Annotated in this window: 15 protein-coding genes; 4 read left to right on the top strand and 11 right to left on the bottom strand. The window is 56.6% G+C overall.

Translation table 11 applies throughout. The features are described from left to right. Nucleotides 1–58 precede the first annotated feature (58 nt). Nucleotides 59–1303: a mechanosensitive ion channel family protein gene (locus GM298_RS16075; protein WP_025759530.1), complete on the top strand. Its 1245-nt coding sequence runs from the start codon at nt 59–61 to the stop codon at nt 1301–1303. On the opposite strand, the gene GM298_RS16070 is transcribed toward GM298_RS16075, so the two are convergent. The 4 genes from GM298_RS16070 to GM298_RS16055 all read right to left on the bottom strand — a co-directional run bounded on the left by GM298_RS16070 (nt 1304) and on the right by GM298_RS16055 (nt 5765). Continuing rightward, entirely contained in the window at nt 1304–2275 is a 972-nt protein-coding gene (locus tag GM298_RS16070; protein ID WP_266154511.1) for a LacI family DNA-binding transcriptional regulator, read from the bottom strand. A 75-nt stretch (nt 2276–2350) separates the two neighbouring features. Next, entirely contained in the window at nt 2351–3493 is a 1143-nt protein-coding gene (locus GM298_RS16065) for a Gfo/Idh/MocA family protein (RefSeq protein WP_266154510.1), read from the bottom strand. Continuing rightward, nucleotides 3486–4511, bottom strand: a complete 1026-nt coding sequence (locus GM298_RS16060; RefSeq protein WP_128339966.1) for a sugar phosphate isomerase/epimerase family protein — start codon at nt 4509–4511, stop codon at nt 3486–3488. The genes GM298_RS16065 and GM298_RS16060 overlap by 8 nt, the downstream gene beginning before the upstream one ends. Before the next feature lie 15 nt (nt 4512–4526). Further along, complete coding sequence (locus tag GM298_RS16055; RefSeq protein WP_266154509.1) at nt 4527–5765, bottom strand: MFS transporter; 1239 nt, start codon at nt 5763–5765, stop codon at nt 4527–4529. Nucleotides 5766–5968: 203 nt separating this feature from the next. Between GM298_RS16055 and GM298_RS16050 the strand changes: the two genes are divergently transcribed. Together GM298_RS16050 and GM298_RS16045 are read left to right on the top strand one after the other, a co-directional pair. Beyond that, nucleotides 5969–6331, top strand: coding sequence for a type II toxin-antitoxin system RelE/ParE family toxin (locus GM298_RS16050; protein ID WP_266154508.1), 363 nt, complete (start codon nt 5969–5971; stop codon nt 6329–6331). Next, a complete protein-coding gene (locus GM298_RS16045) occupies nt 6319–6618 on the top strand; it encodes a helix-turn-helix domain-containing protein (protein WP_266154507.1) in 300 nt (99 codons plus the stop codon). Before GM298_RS16050 ends, GM298_RS16045 begins: the two co-directional genes overlap by 13 nt. Nucleotides 6619–6799: 181 nt before the next feature. Here GM298_RS16045 and pheP read toward each other — a convergent pair whose 3' ends face one another. The 7 genes from pheP to GM298_RS16010 form a co-directional block, all read right to left on the bottom strand. After that, nucleotides 6800–8188 carry a phenylalanine transporter gene (gene pheP / locus GM298_RS16040; RefSeq protein WP_025759524.1) on the bottom strand — a complete coding sequence of 463 codons (1389 nt, stop codon included), beginning with the start codon at nt 8186–8188 and terminating at the stop codon, nt 6800–6802. A gap of 102 nt (nt 8189–8290) precedes the next feature. After that, complete coding sequence (locus GM298_RS16035) at nt 8291–10264, bottom strand: PhoX family protein (protein WP_266154506.1); 1974 nt, start codon at nt 10262–10264, stop codon at nt 8291–8293. A 126-nt stretch (nt 10265–10390) separates the two neighbouring features. Beyond that, on the bottom strand, nt 10391–12577 hold the full coding sequence (locus GM298_RS16030) for a TonB-dependent receptor (RefSeq protein WP_266154505.1): 2187 nt from the start codon (nt 12575–12577) through the stop codon (nt 10391–10393). A 184-nt stretch (nt 12578–12761) separates the two neighbouring features. Then, nucleotides 12762–13037, bottom strand: a complete 276-nt coding sequence (gene yahO, locus GM298_RS16025; protein WP_025759522.1) for a DUF1471 family periplasmic protein YahO — start codon at nt 13035–13037, stop codon at nt 12762–12764. 150 nt (nt 13038–13187) lie between these two features. Further along, nucleotides 13188–14219: an ABC transporter ATP-binding protein gene (locus GM298_RS16020; protein WP_045286109.1), complete on the bottom strand. Its 1032-nt coding sequence runs from the start codon at nt 14217–14219 to the stop codon at nt 13188–13190. 1 nt (nt 14220) lies between these two features. Next, on the bottom strand, nt 14221–15795 hold the full coding sequence (locus tag GM298_RS16015) for an ABC transporter permease (protein WP_025759519.1): 1575 nt from the start codon (nt 15793–15795) through the stop codon (nt 14221–14223). A gap of 24 nt (nt 15796–15819) precedes the next feature. Then, nucleotides 15820–16836: an iron ABC transporter substrate-binding protein gene (locus GM298_RS16010; RefSeq protein ID WP_025759517.1), complete on the bottom strand. Its 1017-nt coding sequence runs from the start codon at nt 16834–16836 to the stop codon at nt 15820–15822. 584 nt (nt 16837–17420) lie between these two features. Here GM298_RS16010 and GM298_RS16005 point away from each other — a divergent pair. Then, nucleotides 17421–17729, top strand: a complete 309-nt coding sequence (locus GM298_RS16005) for an RNase A-like domain-containing protein (protein WP_238380441.1) — start codon at nt 17421–17423, stop codon at nt 17727–17729. Nucleotides 17730–17731: the final 2 nt, after the last annotated feature.

Raw genomic sequence — 17731 nt, 5'->3', positions numbered from 1 at the left:
AATTTGCATAATAGATCCGCAGCCGCCATTATGGGGCTGCATCAATACAGGAGACGTTATGCAGGAATTAATTGCTCAGGTAGAAGAGTTAGGGATCGAAATTACCCCCACCACATCATTAGTTATCATCTTTGGTATTATTTTTCTTACCGCCATTATCATTCATTTTATTCTGCACAAAGTGGTCTTGCGGGCCTTTGAGAAGCGCGCGCAGGCCAGCAGCCATTTGTGGCTGCAGATCATCACCCAGAATAAATTATTTCACCGTCTGGCCTTTACCCTTCAGGGGATAATCGTTAACGTCCAGGCGGTACTGTGGCTGCAAAAAGGCAGCGAAGCGGCGGAAATATTAACCACCTGCGCAAAGCTGTGGGTGATGGTGTATGCCCTCCTCGCCTTCTTCTCGCTGCTGGACGTGATTTTCAATCTGTCGCAGAAAATGGCCACCGCGTCGCAGCTGCCGCTGAAGGGGATCTTCCAGGGCATCAAGCTGGTGAGTGCCATTCTGGTGGGGATCTTAATTATCTCCCTGCTCATCGGCCAGTCTCCGGCGATTCTGATAAGCGGTCTGGGGGCCATGGCGGCGGTCTTAATGCTGGTGTTTAAGGATCCTATCCTGGGCCTGGTGGCGGGTATTCAGCTCTCGGCCAACGACATGCTCAAGCTCGGCGACTGGCTGGAGATGCCGAAATACGGTGCCAACGGCACGGTGACGGACATCGGGCTGACCACCGTTAAGGTGCGCAATTTCGATAATACGATTACGACTATTCCGACGTGGGCGCTGGTCTCCGACGCCTTTATCAACTGGAGCGGCATGTCCGCCTCCGGCGGGCGACGCATTAAACGCAGCCTGAATATTGATACCACCAGCATTCATTTTCTCGACGAGCAGGAGCAGCAGAGACTCATTCAGGCGAAGCTGCTGAAGCCCTATCTGGCCGCGCGTCATGAGGAGATTAACCTGTGGAATCAGCAGAACGGTGAAGGGGAATCGATATTAAACCTGCGCAAGATGACCAATATCGGCACTTTCCGCGCTTACCTGAATGAATATCTGCGCAACCATCCGCGGATTCGTAAAGATATGACATTAATGGTGCGCCAGCTGGCGCCGGATGCTAACGGCCTGCCGATTGAAATATATGCCTTCACCAATACGGTGGTCTGGGCAGAATATGAAGAGATTCAGGCCGACATCTTCGACCATATTTTCGCGGTGGTGGATGAATTTGGTCTGCGTATTCACCAGTCGCCGACCGGGAACGATATTCGCTCGCTGGCAGGCGCTGTCGCCAGATAATCAGGTGCTGGCGCGGGAAATAAAGCGCCAGTCCATCATCACTCTTTCCGTGGGCGCATCCGGGTTGTCGATCTTATTTAAGAGCAGATCGACCGCCTTGCGCCCGATATTGCGCGACGGCTGTTCGATGGTCGTCAGCGAAATCATGTCCGCCAGCTCGGTGCCGTCAAAACCGACCACTGCAATATCCTCCGGCACGCGCAGCCCCGCCTGCTGAATAGCGCACAAGGCCCCTGCCGCCAGGGTGTCGGAAACGGCAAATACCGCGTCCGGCGGGTTTTCCTTCAGCAGATTTTGCATGGCGGCCATTCCGGCGCGGGAGCTGAGATCGCTTGCGTACTCAACCGCCTGATACGCCAGGTCTTTAAGGTGGATCACGCTCTTGTAGCCGCGCTCGCGCAGCCGGGCGTATTTATAGCTGAGGTCGTGGTTGATCATGGCAATGCGCTTGCGGCCACCTTCAGCAAGCTGGCTGACGGCGTGCTGCGACGCATCGACGTCGTTAATCCCCACGCAGGAAACCGTCCCGGCATCGGCGTATTCAGCGCACTGTACCCAGGGTGCAGCGCCTATCAGCGCGGCCAGTTCCGGCAGCTTCGAAAAGGCGTCCATAGTGATAATGCCGTCGACGATTTTGCCGGAAAGCAGGCTCAAGCCCGAGCGGGAGCGTTCGATATCAGAGCCAGAGTTACAGAGCAGAATGCGGTAGCCGTTTTTCTCGGCCTCTTCTTCGATGCCTTTCACCACCTCGGCGCAGAACGGGTTGGCAATGTTCGAGACCATCACCAGGATCATATAGCTGCGGGCCGTGCGCAGCTGGCGCGCCAGCAGATTGGGCTGGTAGTTACTCTCTTTAATCGCCTGCAGGACGCGATCGCGGTTTTTTGCTTTCACGGTATCGCTGTTGTTGAGCACCCGGGAAACCGTCGCCACGGAGACCCCGGCCAGCTGAGCGATTTTCTGAATTGACATAGCGACGACACATCCTGCGGTTAGCGTTTTGTGCAGGCTACCATAAATTTGTTGCCCGGCGAACCGGGCAACGCGTCATTGCGCCACGCGAACCCAGCGCTGTTGCTGGTGGCTTTTTACTATTGCATCAATGATATACATCACGTTCGCGCCATCATGGAAGGTGGCAAACGCAGGCCGTTCCGGCATTGCGCCCGTCTGCACGGCACGGTAGAACTGCGCCATCATGTTTTTGAAGGCATCCGGCCAGCCTTCAATATGCCCGCCGGGAAAATGGGCGCTGTCGGCCACGTCTGGGTTCATCAGGCTCGGATCGTCGCTGAGCGTCTGGTTTGCCTGTGCGCGATGGCCTATCCACAGCTGCTGAGGGCTCTCCTGATCCCACGCCACCGACCGCTCGCTGCCGTTGATCTCAAACGTCAGGCGGTTTTTGCGCCCGGCGCTCACCTGCGAGACGCTAAAGCTGCCCTTGCTGCCGTCGTCAAAGCGGAACAGCACCGAGCCGAAATCTTCGGTGGTGACCGGCTTGTCCTCATAGCGGGCGTGCTCCTCGTGCACGAAGGTCTGATTTCCGGCCACGCTAGCCTTGCGCGTCGGCCAGACGATAGCGAGGTCGGCCATCACCTCGGTGATGCGGCGGCCGGTGACAAACTGCACCGTGTCGCACCAGTGGGAGCCGATATCCGCCACCGCGCGCGACGCCCCGCCCAGCGCGGCATCCACCCGCCAGTTGTAGTCGGTTTCGAGCAGCATCCAGTCCTGTAGATAGCTGCCGTGCGCGGCAAATACCCGTCCGACGCTGCCCACGCGCAGCATGCTCGCGGCCTGTCGCACCATCGCAAACTGGCGATAGACAAAGCTGACGCCGTGCAACACACCCGCCTGCTCTGCCAGCACCACCAGCTCGCGGGCCTCGTCCGGGGTCATGCACAGCGGCTTCTCGGAAAAGACGTGTTTTCCCGCGCGCAGGATCTGGCGGTTAATCTCTGCGTGCAGGTGATTTGGCGTGCAGTTGTGCACCACGTGCAGATCGGGATGCGCGAGTAACGCATCCACGCTGCCGTAGGCGTGCGGGACGTTAAGCCGACGCGCTTTTTCCTGCGCCTGCGCCAGCGAGCTGTCGCACAGCGCGACGACCTGCACAAAACCCAGGCGCCTGAGCGCCTCGATATGCGCCGGGCCGATAAACCCGCTGCCGACAATGCCGACGTTAATCATGGCTGCCTCCTGCCGCGAAATCGTCAAACGCGCGCCCGGAGACCGGAATAATGTGGCGGCGGATAAACTCGCTGCCTTCGCGGGCACCGGTATCGCCATCCTTCAGGCAGCACTCCCACTCCAGTACCGCCCAGCCATCGTAGTCGTACTGCGTCAGTTTGCTGAATATGCCCCTGAAGTCGATCTGCCCGTCGCCCAGCGAACGGAAGCGGCCGGCACGGTTGATCCACGGCTGATAGCCGCCATACACCCCGCTCCGCCCGCTGGCGCGGTATTCGGCATCCTTCACGTGGAATGCTTTGATACGCGCGTGATAGATGTCGATAAAGGCCAGGTAGTCCATCTGCTGCAGCAGCATATGGCTCGGGTCGTAGAGAATGTTGCAGCGCGGGTGGTTATCCACCAGCGCCAGAAAACGCTCAAACGTCACCCCGTCGTGCAGATCTTCCCCCGGATGCAGCTCAAAACAGACGTCTACGCCCTGTTCATCGAAGGTATCCAGAATCGGTCGCCAGCGGGCTGCCAGCGCCGCGAACGCCTCCTGGAAACGCTGCTCGTTATGCGGCGGCCACGGGTAAAAAAACGGCCAGGCCAGCGAGCCGGAGAACGTTGCATGCGCTTTCAGGCCCAGTCTGGCGGAGGCGATCGCCGCCTGCTTCAGTTTCTCCGTGGCCCACGCCCGGCGGGCCGCATCGTTACCGCGCACGGACGCGGGCGCGAAATGGTCAAAGGCATCGTTGTAAGCCGGGTTAACCGCCACAAGCTGCCCTTCAAGATGGGTCGACAGCTCGCTGATGACAAGCCCGTGTGCGGCCAGCTTAGCGGTGACGTCATCGCAGTAGGCCTGGCTCTCTGCGGCTTTTTCTACATCAAAAATGTGCGGATGATTGCAGGGGATCTGCACCGCTTTATAGCCCTTATCTGCCGCCCACCCAGCCAGGCCGTCGAGCGCGTTAAACGGGGCCTCTTCGCCAATAAACTGTGACAGAAAAATACCGGGTCCTTTCATCGTCCTCATACCACCTCCAGAACGTTACGCCTTGTCACCGTCATACCTGAACGTGAGAAGGAAAATAAGCGCGATCGCCGCGGCGGCCACCGCCGGGATCCACCAGAATGTCACCCACGCCTGCGGCACGGTCTGCCCAGCCACCAGGCGGTTGTAGAGTGCCCCGGAAATCTGCGAGCCGAGCAGCATCCCGATACCGTACGTGAACATCACAATCATGCTCTGCGCCTGGCCTTTTACTTTTTCGCCCGCCACGCGGTCGGTGTAGATAAAGCCCACCACAAAGAAGAAGTCATAGCACACGCCGTGCAGCAGAATGCCAATGTACAGCAGGAAACGTCCCTCTTCGCTCACGCCGAGGGCAAACATGGCGTAACGCACGAACCACGCCAGCATGCCGATCAGCAGCATAACTTTCACGCCCAGACGGCGGAACAGCAGCGGGATCACCAGCATAAAGACGATCTCCGACATCTGCCCGAACGACATCGCAGTGCTGACATCAGCAATCCCTGCGTCTGCCAGATAAGACGCGGTATAGGCGTAGTAGGTACCGAGCGGCACGGAAATCAGCATCGCGCAGACGGAAAAGACGAAGAAATGACGGGTTTTTAGCAGCGCGAAGGCATCCGCGCAGAACAGATCGCGCACCTTAACCGGCAGCCCTTTAGCGGGGGCTGGCGTGTGCGGCAACGTCAGGCTGTAGAGGGCCAGCAGCACGGAGCTGGCCGCCGCCACCTGGAAGATGGTGACGCTTGCCGCCACACCGGTAACGCCAATAAATATCCCCGCCGCAATCCAGCCGATAGTGCCGAATACGCGAACCACCGGGAAGGTTTTATCGACGTTTGCCAGGCTGTGAAACGCAATGTTGTTAGTCAGCGCAAGGGTTGGCATGTAGCAGAGCGTGTAGCCAAACAGCAGGCCGATCAGCAGCACACCGTTTTCAGCAATCAGCGTGCCCGGCACAAACCACAAGATCGCCGCCCCGGCGAGATGCATCACCGCCATGACCTTTTGCGAGGCAAAGAAGCGATCCACCAGCATGCCAAGCACAAACGGCGACAGAATAGAGGCGATTGGCCCGGCGGAGAACGCATCACCAATCAGTAAAGACATGTTGTGCTGGGTCATCACCAGGCCGAGCGTAACCGACCAGCTACCCCAGATAAAAAACTGCAGAAACATCATCAGCGACAGCCGCGGAACCAGCAGCCGGTGCTGTGCTATCGCCTTTCCACTACTTTCAGTTGTTGACACCATGACGAGCCCCACCCTCAAAAAGTAATCGATTACAAAACAGTTCAGGTAAAAAGTAATCGATTACAAAATAAAGATCCTGTGGATCGTAGAAGATTTGGGAGGGGGGTCACGATAAAGGTGCTGTATATCAAAACGAGGCATTTGATTGCCATTATAGCCAATAGGCTATAAAATAAAACAGCGAGGAAGCAACAGGAGAAACGATGTGGAACGTCGAGACAACGGACAGATTTGATGAATGGTTCTTTGAACAAACAACAGCATTGAAAGAAGATGTGCTGGCGATGATGCATATCCTTGCTGAGTTTGGCCCAACGCTTGGGCGGCCATATGTAGACACCGTAAAGGCTTCAGCCTATGCGAATATGAAAGAGTTACGCATTCATCATGCGGGCAAACCCATCAGGGCCTTTTTTGCTTTTGATCCTGACCGTAAAGCGATTGTGCTCTGTGCAGGAGACAAAACCGGTTGTAACCAAAAACGGTTTTATAAAGAAATGATTACGCTGGCTGACGTTGAGTACAGCAGACATCTGGCTGATAAGGAGGCCATATGGCAACGCTAAAAGAACTTATGGCACAACAGAGCGCGGAAAGTCAGGAGCGTATTGCGGCTAAAGTTGAAGTGATGCGCAGAATTGTTGCCCTGAATCAATTGCGGGAAGAGCTCAATGTTTCGCAGACGGAACTGGCCAACGCAATGGGGGTAAAACAACCCACTGTAGCGAAAATCGAACAGCCGGGTAACGATCCCCGGCTTTCAACACTCAAACGCTATGTCAGTGCCCTCGGCGGTGAACTGAGCATTGATGTCACGTTACCGAATGGGAAACGGATAGCGTTTAAGATTTGATATTGCACGTTGCAGACCGGCTGACGGCTTCGCTGATCCGGTCTACAAAATAATAACGACCCGGAACATGTAGGCCCGGTAAGCGTAGCGCCACCGGGCGTGAGGGCAGGTGCGGTCTGTTATGGTGTGGCCTGGTGCCCTCACTCCGGCCCTCTCCCACAGGGAGAGGGAGAAAACCGTGCTACTTTTTGCGCGAAAGCTTGAACGCGATAAACAGGAACACCACCCACACCGGCAGCAGCAGCGCGGACAGGCGCATCGCATCCATGGTGCACATCAGCACCAGAATCAGCCCCAGGAAGGCGATACAGAGGTAGTTGCCCGCCGGGTAGAGCAGCGCCTTAAACTGCGTCTCACGCCCCTTGCGGCGCATGGCGGCGCGAAAGCGCAGGTGCGCCAGGCAGATCATGATCCAGTTCAGCAGCAGCGTGGCGACAACCAGCGCCATCAGCAAACCAAAGGCAGATTTTGGCAGCAGGTAGTTAATCAGCACCACCAGCGAGGTAATGGCCCCTGAGAGCAGCAGAGAGTTGACCGGCACGCCACGGCGGCTGACGCGGGTGAGGAACTTCGGCGCATTGCCCTGCACGGAGAGACCAAACAGCATACGGCTGTTGGAGTAAACGCCACTGTTATACACCGACAGCGAGGCCACCAGGATAACGAAGTTCAGCGCCGAGGCTACCACGTTGCTGTTCAGATCGTGGAAAATCATCACAAACGGGCTGCTGTCAGATTTCACTTCCACCCAGGGATAAAGCGCCAATAGCACGACCAGCGAACCGATGTAAAACAGCAGAATACGGTACACCACCTGGTTGACCGCTTTCGGAATGCTTTTATGCGGATCGCGCGCTTCAGCAGCGGTGATCCCAATCAGCTCCAGCCCGCCGAACGAGAACATGATGACCGCCAGGGAGAGGATCAGCCCCTTCCAGCCCGTGGCCAGGAAGCCGCCGTGCTGCCAGAGGTTGTCGATGGTCGCTCGTTCGCCGCCGTGACCGGAGAACAGCAGCCACAGGCCAAAGCCGATCATCCCGATGATCGCCAGCACCTTAATCAGCGCGAACCAGAATTCGGTTTCACCATACAGGCGTACGTTCACAAGGTTGACGGCGTTGATGATAATAAAGAAGGCCGCGGCCCAGACCCACGTCGGGACATCGGGCAGCCAGTACTGCATATAGATGCCTGCGGCGGTCAGTTCGGCCATTCCCACCAGCACAAACATCACCCAGTAGTTCCAGCCGGAGAGGAAGCCTGCGAACGGGCCCCAGTATTTATACGCAAAGTGTGCGAAGGAGCCTGAAACCGGCTCTTCAACGACCATCTCGCCAAGCTGGCGCATGATCAGGAAGGCGATAATGCCGGCAATGCCGTAACCCAGCAGCACCGCCGGACCGGCCATCTGAATGGCAGGGCCGATGCCGAGAAACAGCCCGGTACCGATTGCGCCGCCAAGGGCAATTAACTGAATATGTCGATTTTGCAAACCACGTTGCAGCGTCGGATTCTGTTCCGACGAAGCTTCAGCGCTACCGTTGCCTGAAGCGGATGACGCGTCTTTCACGTCCTACCCCTGTCTCTTTTTTAGAAGGGGCACGTTTTAACACTTCATGCTGGCGGTAGCAAGTTTAACGCCGGGGCACGTTATGCACCCGGCGATGAGAGGTTATGAGCCGATGATCCCGCCGTCCGCTTTGGTGATCACCACCGTTGAGGAACGCGGGCGTCCGCTCGGGTTTGCATCTGGCCAGTTGGAGACGGCACGCGGATTGGCCGGGTCGGTGATATCATCCCCGCCCTCCCCCGGATGTTGAATGTTAATGAACAGCGTCCGGTTGTCCGGCGTAAACGCAATCCCGGTGATTTCACACCCGCGCGGTCCGGTCAGGAAACGGCGGTACTCATTGGTGCCCGGAATGGTGGCCACCATCTGGTTATTGCCCATCCCCTCGTAGGCTTTCTTGTTAATGGTGCTGGAGGAGACGTCGGTCTGGATCCACAGTACGCCCTGGTGATCGAACGACAGGCCATCGGGGCTGCCGAAGGCCGCCCCCTGCATCGAACCTTTGGCCTTCGGATCGTCGCTGTCGGTACGCCCGGCCATTACCAGAATATCCCACTTAAAGCGTGTGGCAGCAGGATCGCCCCCCTCTTCGTGCCAGTGCATAATATGACCAAACACGTTATTAGCGCGCGGGTTGGCGGCATCAACCGGCGCCTTACCCTCTTTCCCGCGATCGCTGTTGTTGGTGAGCGTACAGTAGACGCTGCCGCTGGCGTGCGGGTCGACCGCTATCCACTCGGGGCGATCCATTTTCGTTGCCCCCACCACGTCAGCCGCGAGGCGGGTTTTAATCAGCAGATCGCCCTGGTTTTCAAAACCGTGGTCTTGATCCAGACCATTTTGCCCGAAGATCAGCGGCAGCCAGTCGCCGCTACCCTCCTCGTTGAAGCGGGCAACGTACAGCGTACCGGACGTCAGCAGCTGCATATTGGCTTCACGGTTTGCTGGATCGTATTTTTTGTCCGAGACAAATTTATAGATGTACTCAAACTTCTGGTCATCCCCCATATAGACCACCACGCGGTTATCGGCGGCGAGCGTGACGGCGGCGCCTTCATGCTTGAAGCGGCCCAGGGCGGTGTGTTTACGCGGCGTGGAGGCCGGGTCGTAGGGATCAATCTCCACGACCCAGCCGAAGCGGTTGGGTTCATTGGGGGTTTTATCGACGTTAAACCGCTCATCCACTTCGTTCCAGCGGTAGGAGTCATCGCTGTCGCTGATGCCGTAGCGTTTTTCCAGCGGGTTGCGATCGGCTTTTTTGACAAAAATATCCGACCAGTTCTCCTCGCAGGTGAGATAGGTGCCCCACGGCGTATGTCCGTTGGCGCAGTTTTGCATGGTGCCCAGCACGTGCTCCCCTTGCGGATCGGCGGCGGTTTTCATTAAGTCCTGATGCCGTGCCGGACCGGTAAGCGCCATCGGTGTATTGACGGTAATACGGCGGGCATAAGAAGAGGGACGAACGACCTGCCAGTCGCTGCCCGTTTTCTTCACCTCCACCACCGACACGCCCATCGCGTTCTGTCCCTTACGGGCTTTATCGAGACTCCAGTTCGCCGTGCCGTCGGTAAACAACATCCCGTTGTCGATGTATTCATGGTTCAGCGCCAGCAGGCCATGCGCCGGGTTTTGCTCCCCTTGCGGCAGACTAAACCACGCCATACCGTCGTGGTGCATGCCCGCCTGCACGGCCTGTTCGTCCGTGGTATTGCTGGCGTCCGGCTTAAACGCCGGCATGTTATCTTTGATACCCGTCGGGTCGCCCCAGCGATAAAACGGACGGGCAATATAGCCTTCCGGCACCCTGACCGTATCCTCCGTAGAGACGTCGATGCTGGTAAAGCCCAGGGAAACCGCTTTTGCCAGCGCGGAAGGCTGTGATACCGCGGCAATGGCGTTTTCGGGTTTGATCAGAAAGGGGAATGAAACGGCAGCGCCCGCCACGGCACCCATCTGTAAAAAACGGCGGCGGGAGAGAAACACCTGCGCAACCTCGGAGAATACCGGGTTAGCGCTGCGGTTATTGATTTCGTCGCGATGTTCTTTTTTAAATACGGATTTCAGAGGTCTGCCCATAGCGGCTTCCTGTCATTGGCCAAGAGGTAAGGAGTTGGCGACCAGTCTAAGAAGCTTTTATTACAATTTTATAACACGATGAGGGCGGTGTGGGGCGTCCCTGCCCCGGATAACGAGGGTGGACGCTTAGAACGTGTAGCCAACCGAGACCTTAAAGGTGCGCGGCTCGCCCTGCGTAATATAGGTACCGGAATCGTCCACGCTGGCCCAGTAGTTTTCATTGGTCACGTTGTCGATGCCTGCACGTACCGTCATCTGATTTTCGTTGTGATTTACCGCGAAGCGATAACGCATCCCCAGATCCAGCGTGGTGTAACTGTCGAGCTTTTTGCTGTTCGCGAGGTCGGCATACTGCGTGCCGGAGTGATTTACGCGGGCGGTGGCGGTCAGCCCCTCGATCGGCTTGATGTCATATTCCGCGCCCAGCACGGCGTAAAAGTTCGGGACACCAATGGCATCGTTACCCTGGTTGAGACCGTTGTTGGTTTTGGTCAGCTCCGCCTGCAGCCAGGTGGCGCTGGCGTTGAGGCGCATCCCCAGCATCGGCTCGCCGAAGACATTCAGTTCCACGCCGCGGTTGCGCTGCTCGGCGTCCAGGCCGTAATGCTTCGTCTGGCTGTCGAGAATAGCGGAAGGCATTTTGATTTCGAACAGCGCCAGAGAGCCGCCCACGCGACCGAAGTCGGCCTTCACGCCCACTTCGTTCTGTTTAGAGTGAACGATACCGGTGCTCTGCCCGTAGTTAATGGCGGTGTCAGGAGCGTTTTTACCCGGCTGCAGCGCTTCGGTATGGTTAGCATAAAGAGAGATCTGCTCCCACGGCTTGTAGACCACGCCGTAGGTTGGCATCCAGCGGCTGCCGTCGAAGCCATCGGCATCGTTTTCCGCGCCGGTCACTTTGTTATACCCGCGAATGACCACTTTCTGATGACGTGCCCCGGCGGTAAACAGCAGCGTGTCGTCCAGCACGCCCAGAGTATCGCTCAGCAGCCAGCCCTGCGTGCGGGTGCGTCCGCTGGTCAGCGGATCGCTGTATTTGCCGCCCAGGCCGTTGAAGTTTGAGCTGTCCGGCATATCAACCCCGGTGTTGTGGTAGATATTGGTGGTCGGGTTGTCTGCCGCCGCGGACATTTTCCAGGCGATTTTTTCGTTTTTGGTCATCGCGGAGTAACCCACGTTCACCTTGTGCGACACAAAGCCGGTCGTAAAGTGACCGCGGATCCCCGCCATCCCACTGACGGAATCGCTGATGCGATTGGTATCAAGGCGGCTGACCGTGGCCTTTCCGCTTTTGTCCAGCAGCTTCGGTGCGCTGTAGGTCCCTTCTTCATGAGCGTGCTGCGCGCCGAGTCCGGTATACGCCGTCCAGCTGTCGGTGATGTCGTATTCGCTGCGCCACATCCCGAATTCGTTCTCGATGTTGCTGTAGGCCCACTTCTGGGAAATGTTGCGATCGTTTTTCGGTGGCTCCGGCACAAAATCCACCGCCGAAATATTGACGCTGGTCGGGCTGCCGTGGAAGGTTTTCTTCTGGTAGCCGAGATCCAGCGAGGTGCGGAAGTTGTCACCTTTGTAATCCAGACCGGTGGAGAGCAGCGTGGTGCGGCGGCGGTCATTCGGTACGCCGGTTTCCCCTTCGCGATGGACCAGATTCACCCGCGCGCCAAACTGGTCGTTGTCGCCGTAGCGACGGCCCGCATCCAGCGTGGTGCCAACCTGGGAATCCGAGGTGTAGTCCACGCCGACTTTCGCCTGCGGGAGTTCGCCGGCGTGTTTTGGCTCAAGGTTGATCATTCCGCCCACGCCGGAGCTTGCCGCGCCGTTCATCAGGGCGTTTGCCCCTTTGAAGATCTCAATCCGCTCGACCATCTGCGCATCCACCACCTGACGCGGCAGAACGCCGGACAGCCCGCCAAAGGTCATATCATCACCGTCAAACTTCAGGCCGCGGATGCGGTAAGTTTCCGCGCTGTTGCCATACCCCTGAACGTATTGCACGCCAGCGTCATTGGCGACCACATCGGCAATGGTTTTCGCCTGCTGATCGTCCACCAGCTTTGCGGTGTAGCTGATGATATTAAAGGGTACGTCCATGGCATTCTGCTCGCCGAGCATCCCCATACGCCCGCCGTTCGCCACCTGTCCGTCGAGGAAAGCCGGCACAAGCTGGTCGCCGCCGGGGGTAAAGTCGCTGGCTGGTGCCGACTGCACAACGAGAGTCTCTTCTTTTTGATCATCCGCCGCGTAAGCGGAATGTGTCGCCGCACCGACGGCGAGCGCCAGCAGCGTTTTGTGTAATCTGGTGTTGTTCATTGTTAACCCATTTGAAAGTGCGCGCAAAAATGACCCGTGAGCGGGCCTTAGAATCTATTGGTTGCAATGCAAATGAGAACTATACGCATTATCTATGCGTTAGCAAGTGTCACCGCGTTCATACGGGAGGCGTGGTAAGCGATGAGGGGAATAGCCACCCCGTTTCGGGGTGGCTGCAGTGACATTACTTTTTCTTGTAAATATTGGCCGTACCGTGAATTTTATTGTTGGTGTTCCCGGAGGTGAGCACCAGGACATCAGCGCCTTGCTTATCAGCTTTCTCGATCAGTTCTTTTTTAGCATCATCGATAGAGACTTCACCTGAGGTGTTTACCGTACCGATTTTCTGATACTGAGACTCAACTTTCTTAAACTCCTCCTTCGTCAGAAGCTCAGCAGCGAAGGCATGAGTCGTAAAGAAAAACGCAGTTCCCAACAAAACAGCAATAGTCTTTTTCATAACCTTTTTTCCTTGAGATTAATCAGCAACAACGAAAAGCCCCACTCATTATGGTGAGGTTTTATGAGCATGGTAGAGAAACTCAGGAAATGCCACAGGTCATGGAAAATTCTTTTATAACAACCCGTTGCATGAAATTACTAACGAATATTAAGAATATTCGAATACCCGCGCAGTGCCAGCAATTTCAATGCGTACCGCGGTGCCAGGGTTCCATCCTGGCTGGCTTACGGTTTTCAGAACCACGGGTTGTTGCTCCCCGGCTAACGCAAGGGTGAGCGTCGACAACTGGCCGGTAAAGTCCACATCAAGAATCGAGATCGGGCTTTCATGCGCGGCACATGCCGTCACGCGCAGCTGCTCAGGACGCAGCATCACGCGGCCCTGCCCTGTCGCATGTGTGTTGTCCGTTGCCACCTCACCCAGCGCGCACACGGCGTAACCGGCAGCAAGCTGAGCAGGCAGGATCACGGCATCACCAAGAAACAGCGCCGTCTCTTCGTCAACGGGACAGGTGTAGACCTCATAAGGGGTCCCCACCTGCGTGAAACGCCCGGCGCGCATCACGGCCACCTGTGTGGCAAAGGAGAGCGCTTCGTTCTGATCGTGGGTGACCAGAATCGAAGCCACGCCTGCTTCCGCCAGCAGATCGGCCGTGGCTTTGCGCGTCGTGGCGCGCAGGCCTGTATCCAGCGCTGAGAACGGCTCGTCCAGCAACATCAGTGAAGGACGCTGGGCCAGCGCACGAGCCAGCGCCACGCGCTGCTGCTGTCCGCCGGAAATCTCATGCGGCCAGTGCGTCGCAAGCTGCCTGTCCAGAGAGACCATCTCCATCAGCGCCTCAACGCGCTGGCGTTTCTCGTGGCGGGTGCCGTCCAGCCCCCAGGCGATGTTATCTGCCACGTTAAGGTGCGGGAACAGCGCCCCTTCCTGAGGAACAAAACCGATCCGGCGCAGGTGGGCGGGCACAAAACGGTTTTCATCGAACAGCGTTTTTCCCTGCATGACAATGCGCCCGGTATCTGGCGTTTCAAACCCGGCAAGGATCCGCAGCAGCGTGGTTTTACCCGACCCGGATGGCCCGACGATCGCCGTCCTGCTTCCCGGCGCAACGCTCAGGTTCAGGTTGTCGAGCACCTGCGCATCAGCGAACGATTTAGAAATGGCGGTTAATTCAAGCATGTCATAGCCCTGCAATTTTTTTCGACTGCATATAGAGAATGGCGGTCAGCGGGAGGGAAATCAGGATCATCAGCATCGCGTAAGGCGCAGCTGCCACATAGTCAATTTCGCTGGTCAGCGCCCAGAACCCGGTGGAGAGCGTGCGCGTGCCCAGTGGAGAGAGCAACAGGGTGGCGGTCAATTCATTGCTGACGCCGAGGAACACCAGCGCGGCACCCGCCGCGGCACCCGGCGCGGCCAGCCGCATCGTGACGCTCCAGAGCGCCTTCGCGGGCGTGCTGCCAAGACTGCGCGCCACGTTCTCCAGCTCAACCGGCGCCTGGGCAATCCCCGCCCGCAGGTTAATGAGCGCCCGGGGCATAAACATCAGCAGGTAGGCAAGGAAGAGGGTAACTTCCGTCTGGTAAATGGGACGGGCGTAATGAATGGTGACGGTGACCAGCGCGAGCGCCGTGACAATCCCCGGCAGCGAGCTGGTGATATAGATACACCCTTCCAGCATCCGGAAGATGCGGCGCGGATAGCGGATACCGAGCCACGCGATGGGGATCACGCACGCCGTGGTCAGCAGGGCTCCGCCCACGCCGAGCATCAGCGTCTGGCGCAGCGAGTGCCAGAGATCGGCGCTCAGCCAGTTTTGAACGCCGCCGAGCCAAATCCAGCGACAGAGAACAATTAACGGCACACCCAGCGCCAGCACGATCAACACGATGAAAAACAGCTGACCCAGCGCGGCGGCTGCAGGCTTCAGCGGCCAGCGTTTTTGTTCACGGGCGGCCCCGGCGCCGATACGCGCGTAGCGTGCTTTTCCGCGCGTCACGCCTTCCAGCACTAAAATAGCCAGGCAGCACAGGGCCAGCACGCCCGCCAGCATGTTAGCGGCCGGGCCACTGAAGGTAGACTGAAACTGGTCATAAATGGCCGTCGTGAAGGTGTCGAAGCGAATCATCACGTACAGGCCATATTCCGCCAGCAGATGCAGCGCCACCAGCAGCGCACCGCCGCAGATAGCGAGTTTGAGCTGCGGTAGCACCACGCGGAAAAAGACCCGCCAGGGCGGGGTACCGAGTGACGCAGCCACGTCTTCGAGTGTCGGGTCCAGGCGACGCAGCACCGCCGCAACCGGCATATAGATAAACGGATAGTAGGCAAGGACAGAGAGGAACACGCCCGCAGAGAGCCCGTGCATGGACGGGACAACGCTCACCCAGGCATAGCTTTGCACAAACGCGGGGATAGCCAGCGGGGCGACCGCCAGTGCGGACCAAATCCCCCGCCCGGCAAGCTGCGTGCGCTCGGTGAGCCAGGCGATGGCCACGCCCGTCACGATGCAAAGTGGAACCGCAAGGGCCGTCAGCCACAGCGTGTTGCTGAGCAGCTCAGCCACACGCGGGCGGAAGACCAGCGCCTTTATGGTTTCCCAGCCCGTCTCAATGCCAATGGCAATGATAAAGCCCAAAGGCAGAAGCGCCATTAATGAAAACAACACAGCTAACGCAACCATCGGCAGTGCAGGACGCCTGCGGGCAGGCTCCTGCACTCTGTTTTTTCCGATGTCGAGACTCAGACCAGACATAACACCTTCACTTCATTTTCAGGATCACAGCAGGCCGGCTTGCGTCATCAGCTCGATAACTTTTTTACTGTTGAGCGTTGAAGGCTCTACTTTCGGGGCATCAAGATCTTTCAGCGGAACCAGTTTCGGGTTTGAGGCCGCGTTCACGCCCACGGCGTATTCAAAGGCATTATTGGTACGCAGGCTTTCCTGCCCTTCTTTACCGGTAATGTATTTAATGAAGGCCTGCGCCTGCGCTTTATGTTTGCTGGACGCCAGCACACCACCACCAGAGAGGCTAACAAACGCGCCCGGATCCTGGTGTTTGAAGTAGTAGAGTTGGGTGTTTTTGCTGTTTTCGCCCGTTTTGGACTGATCAACAAAGCGGTAGTAGTGATAGATCACGCCGCCATCGATCTGGCCGGCATTGACCGCTTTCATCACGGTGCTGTTGCCTTTATAGGCCACGAAATTGGCTTTCATCGCCTTGAGCCATTCCAGCGTGGCCTGCTCGCCTTTCAGCGCCAGCATTGCGCTCACGATGGCCTGGAAATCCGCGCCTGACGGTGATGCCGCCCAGCGGCCTTTCCACTCGGGTTTCGCCAGGTCCATAAGCGACTTAGGCAGCTGCTGTTCGCTCAGTTTTGCCGGATTATAGACAAACACCGTGCTGCGGGCCGCGATGCCGATCCAGCGACCATGCGCCGGACGATATTCTGCCGGCACCTGCTTCAGGGTCTCTGCATCCAGCGGCGCAAACAGGTTGGCATTATCCACCAGCACCATTGACGGTGAGTTTTCGGTCAGGAATACGTCCGCCGGTGATGCGCTGCCCTCCTGAACCAGCTGGTTACCCAGCTCGCTGTCATCGCCGTTACGCAAAGTCACTTTGATGCCGGTTTCTTTAGTAAAACCGTCAACCCACGACTTCACCAGGTTTTCATGCTGCGCGTTATAAACAACGATACCGTCGTTTTTTTCGGCGGCAACCGATTGTGTGGAAAGGAAAAGCGAGGAAGACAACAAGGCAAGCGAGAAGCAGGACAGCAGGCGAGAATTCATGAACATATCCTTAATAGACCAACGGGAGTAACCACTCATAGCTTTGTGGGAAAGGATTAAAGCATACAACAACGCTAATGATAATTAGTATCAATCAAGTTTAAGCGTAAAAGTGTAAAATTTCATTTTCGCTGGGTTTGAAGTGATAAAAATCCAGATTTAAAAATCGGATTAATGAAAGATTAAGAAAACATTAAGCCAAAGCCTAATAAAAGATCATTAGCACTCTATTTATTAAGTGGTTATTTAACGCTTCGCGGGTGTCACTCCCGCCAATACGCATCGTGACGCAGTCTGTGCTAAACCGCTCAAGCCCTTCACGGTAAAAATGGTCTGCCGAACCTGATGGTGTGCACGATGAACACCTCCCTCCTCGAAAAGAACAATGCCGTAAAGAAATTCCCGCATTTGCGCAACGCACTAATACTTTTTATCATTGAGGCATAAAATAGTCGGAGCATTAGTATGAGTGAAGGATTACAGGTAGTTATGTCTCCGGTTCAGATGGCTGCCGTGTTATCAGATAACACAGTAACTGAAGCGGAGACACTGCAGAATCGTTTGTTGGGTTAAGTGAAGCAGACATCAGAACAAGATTAGCCAACAGACCCACACTTTCTGGAAATAGTACTTTTTATAACAAACACATAGCTGAGGATGTCATTTCCCGCGCGCTAAAATTTAATGCGTCTTACATAAGGAACTGGGCCAAAACGGCGAGATCTGGTTCAAAATTGAACATCGATTTTTTTGCAGGCAAGGAAATTGGCTTTGGCATTGAGTATGCTACTGGCCCTATAATCAAATCGCATAAATTGCGTGTTGTACTTGAACTTCAGTTTTATAACAACAAACCGTACTATGTACTGACTGCTTTCCCGGTGCTGAGATAAAT

The organism is Enterobacter sp. HSTU-ASh6 (assembly GCF_026319105.1).
Taxonomy (GTDB): Bacteria; Pseudomonadota; Gammaproteobacteria; order Enterobacterales; family Enterobacteriaceae; genus Enterobacter; species Enterobacter sichuanensis.
This window is presented reverse-complemented; position numbering and strand designations above follow the sequence as displayed.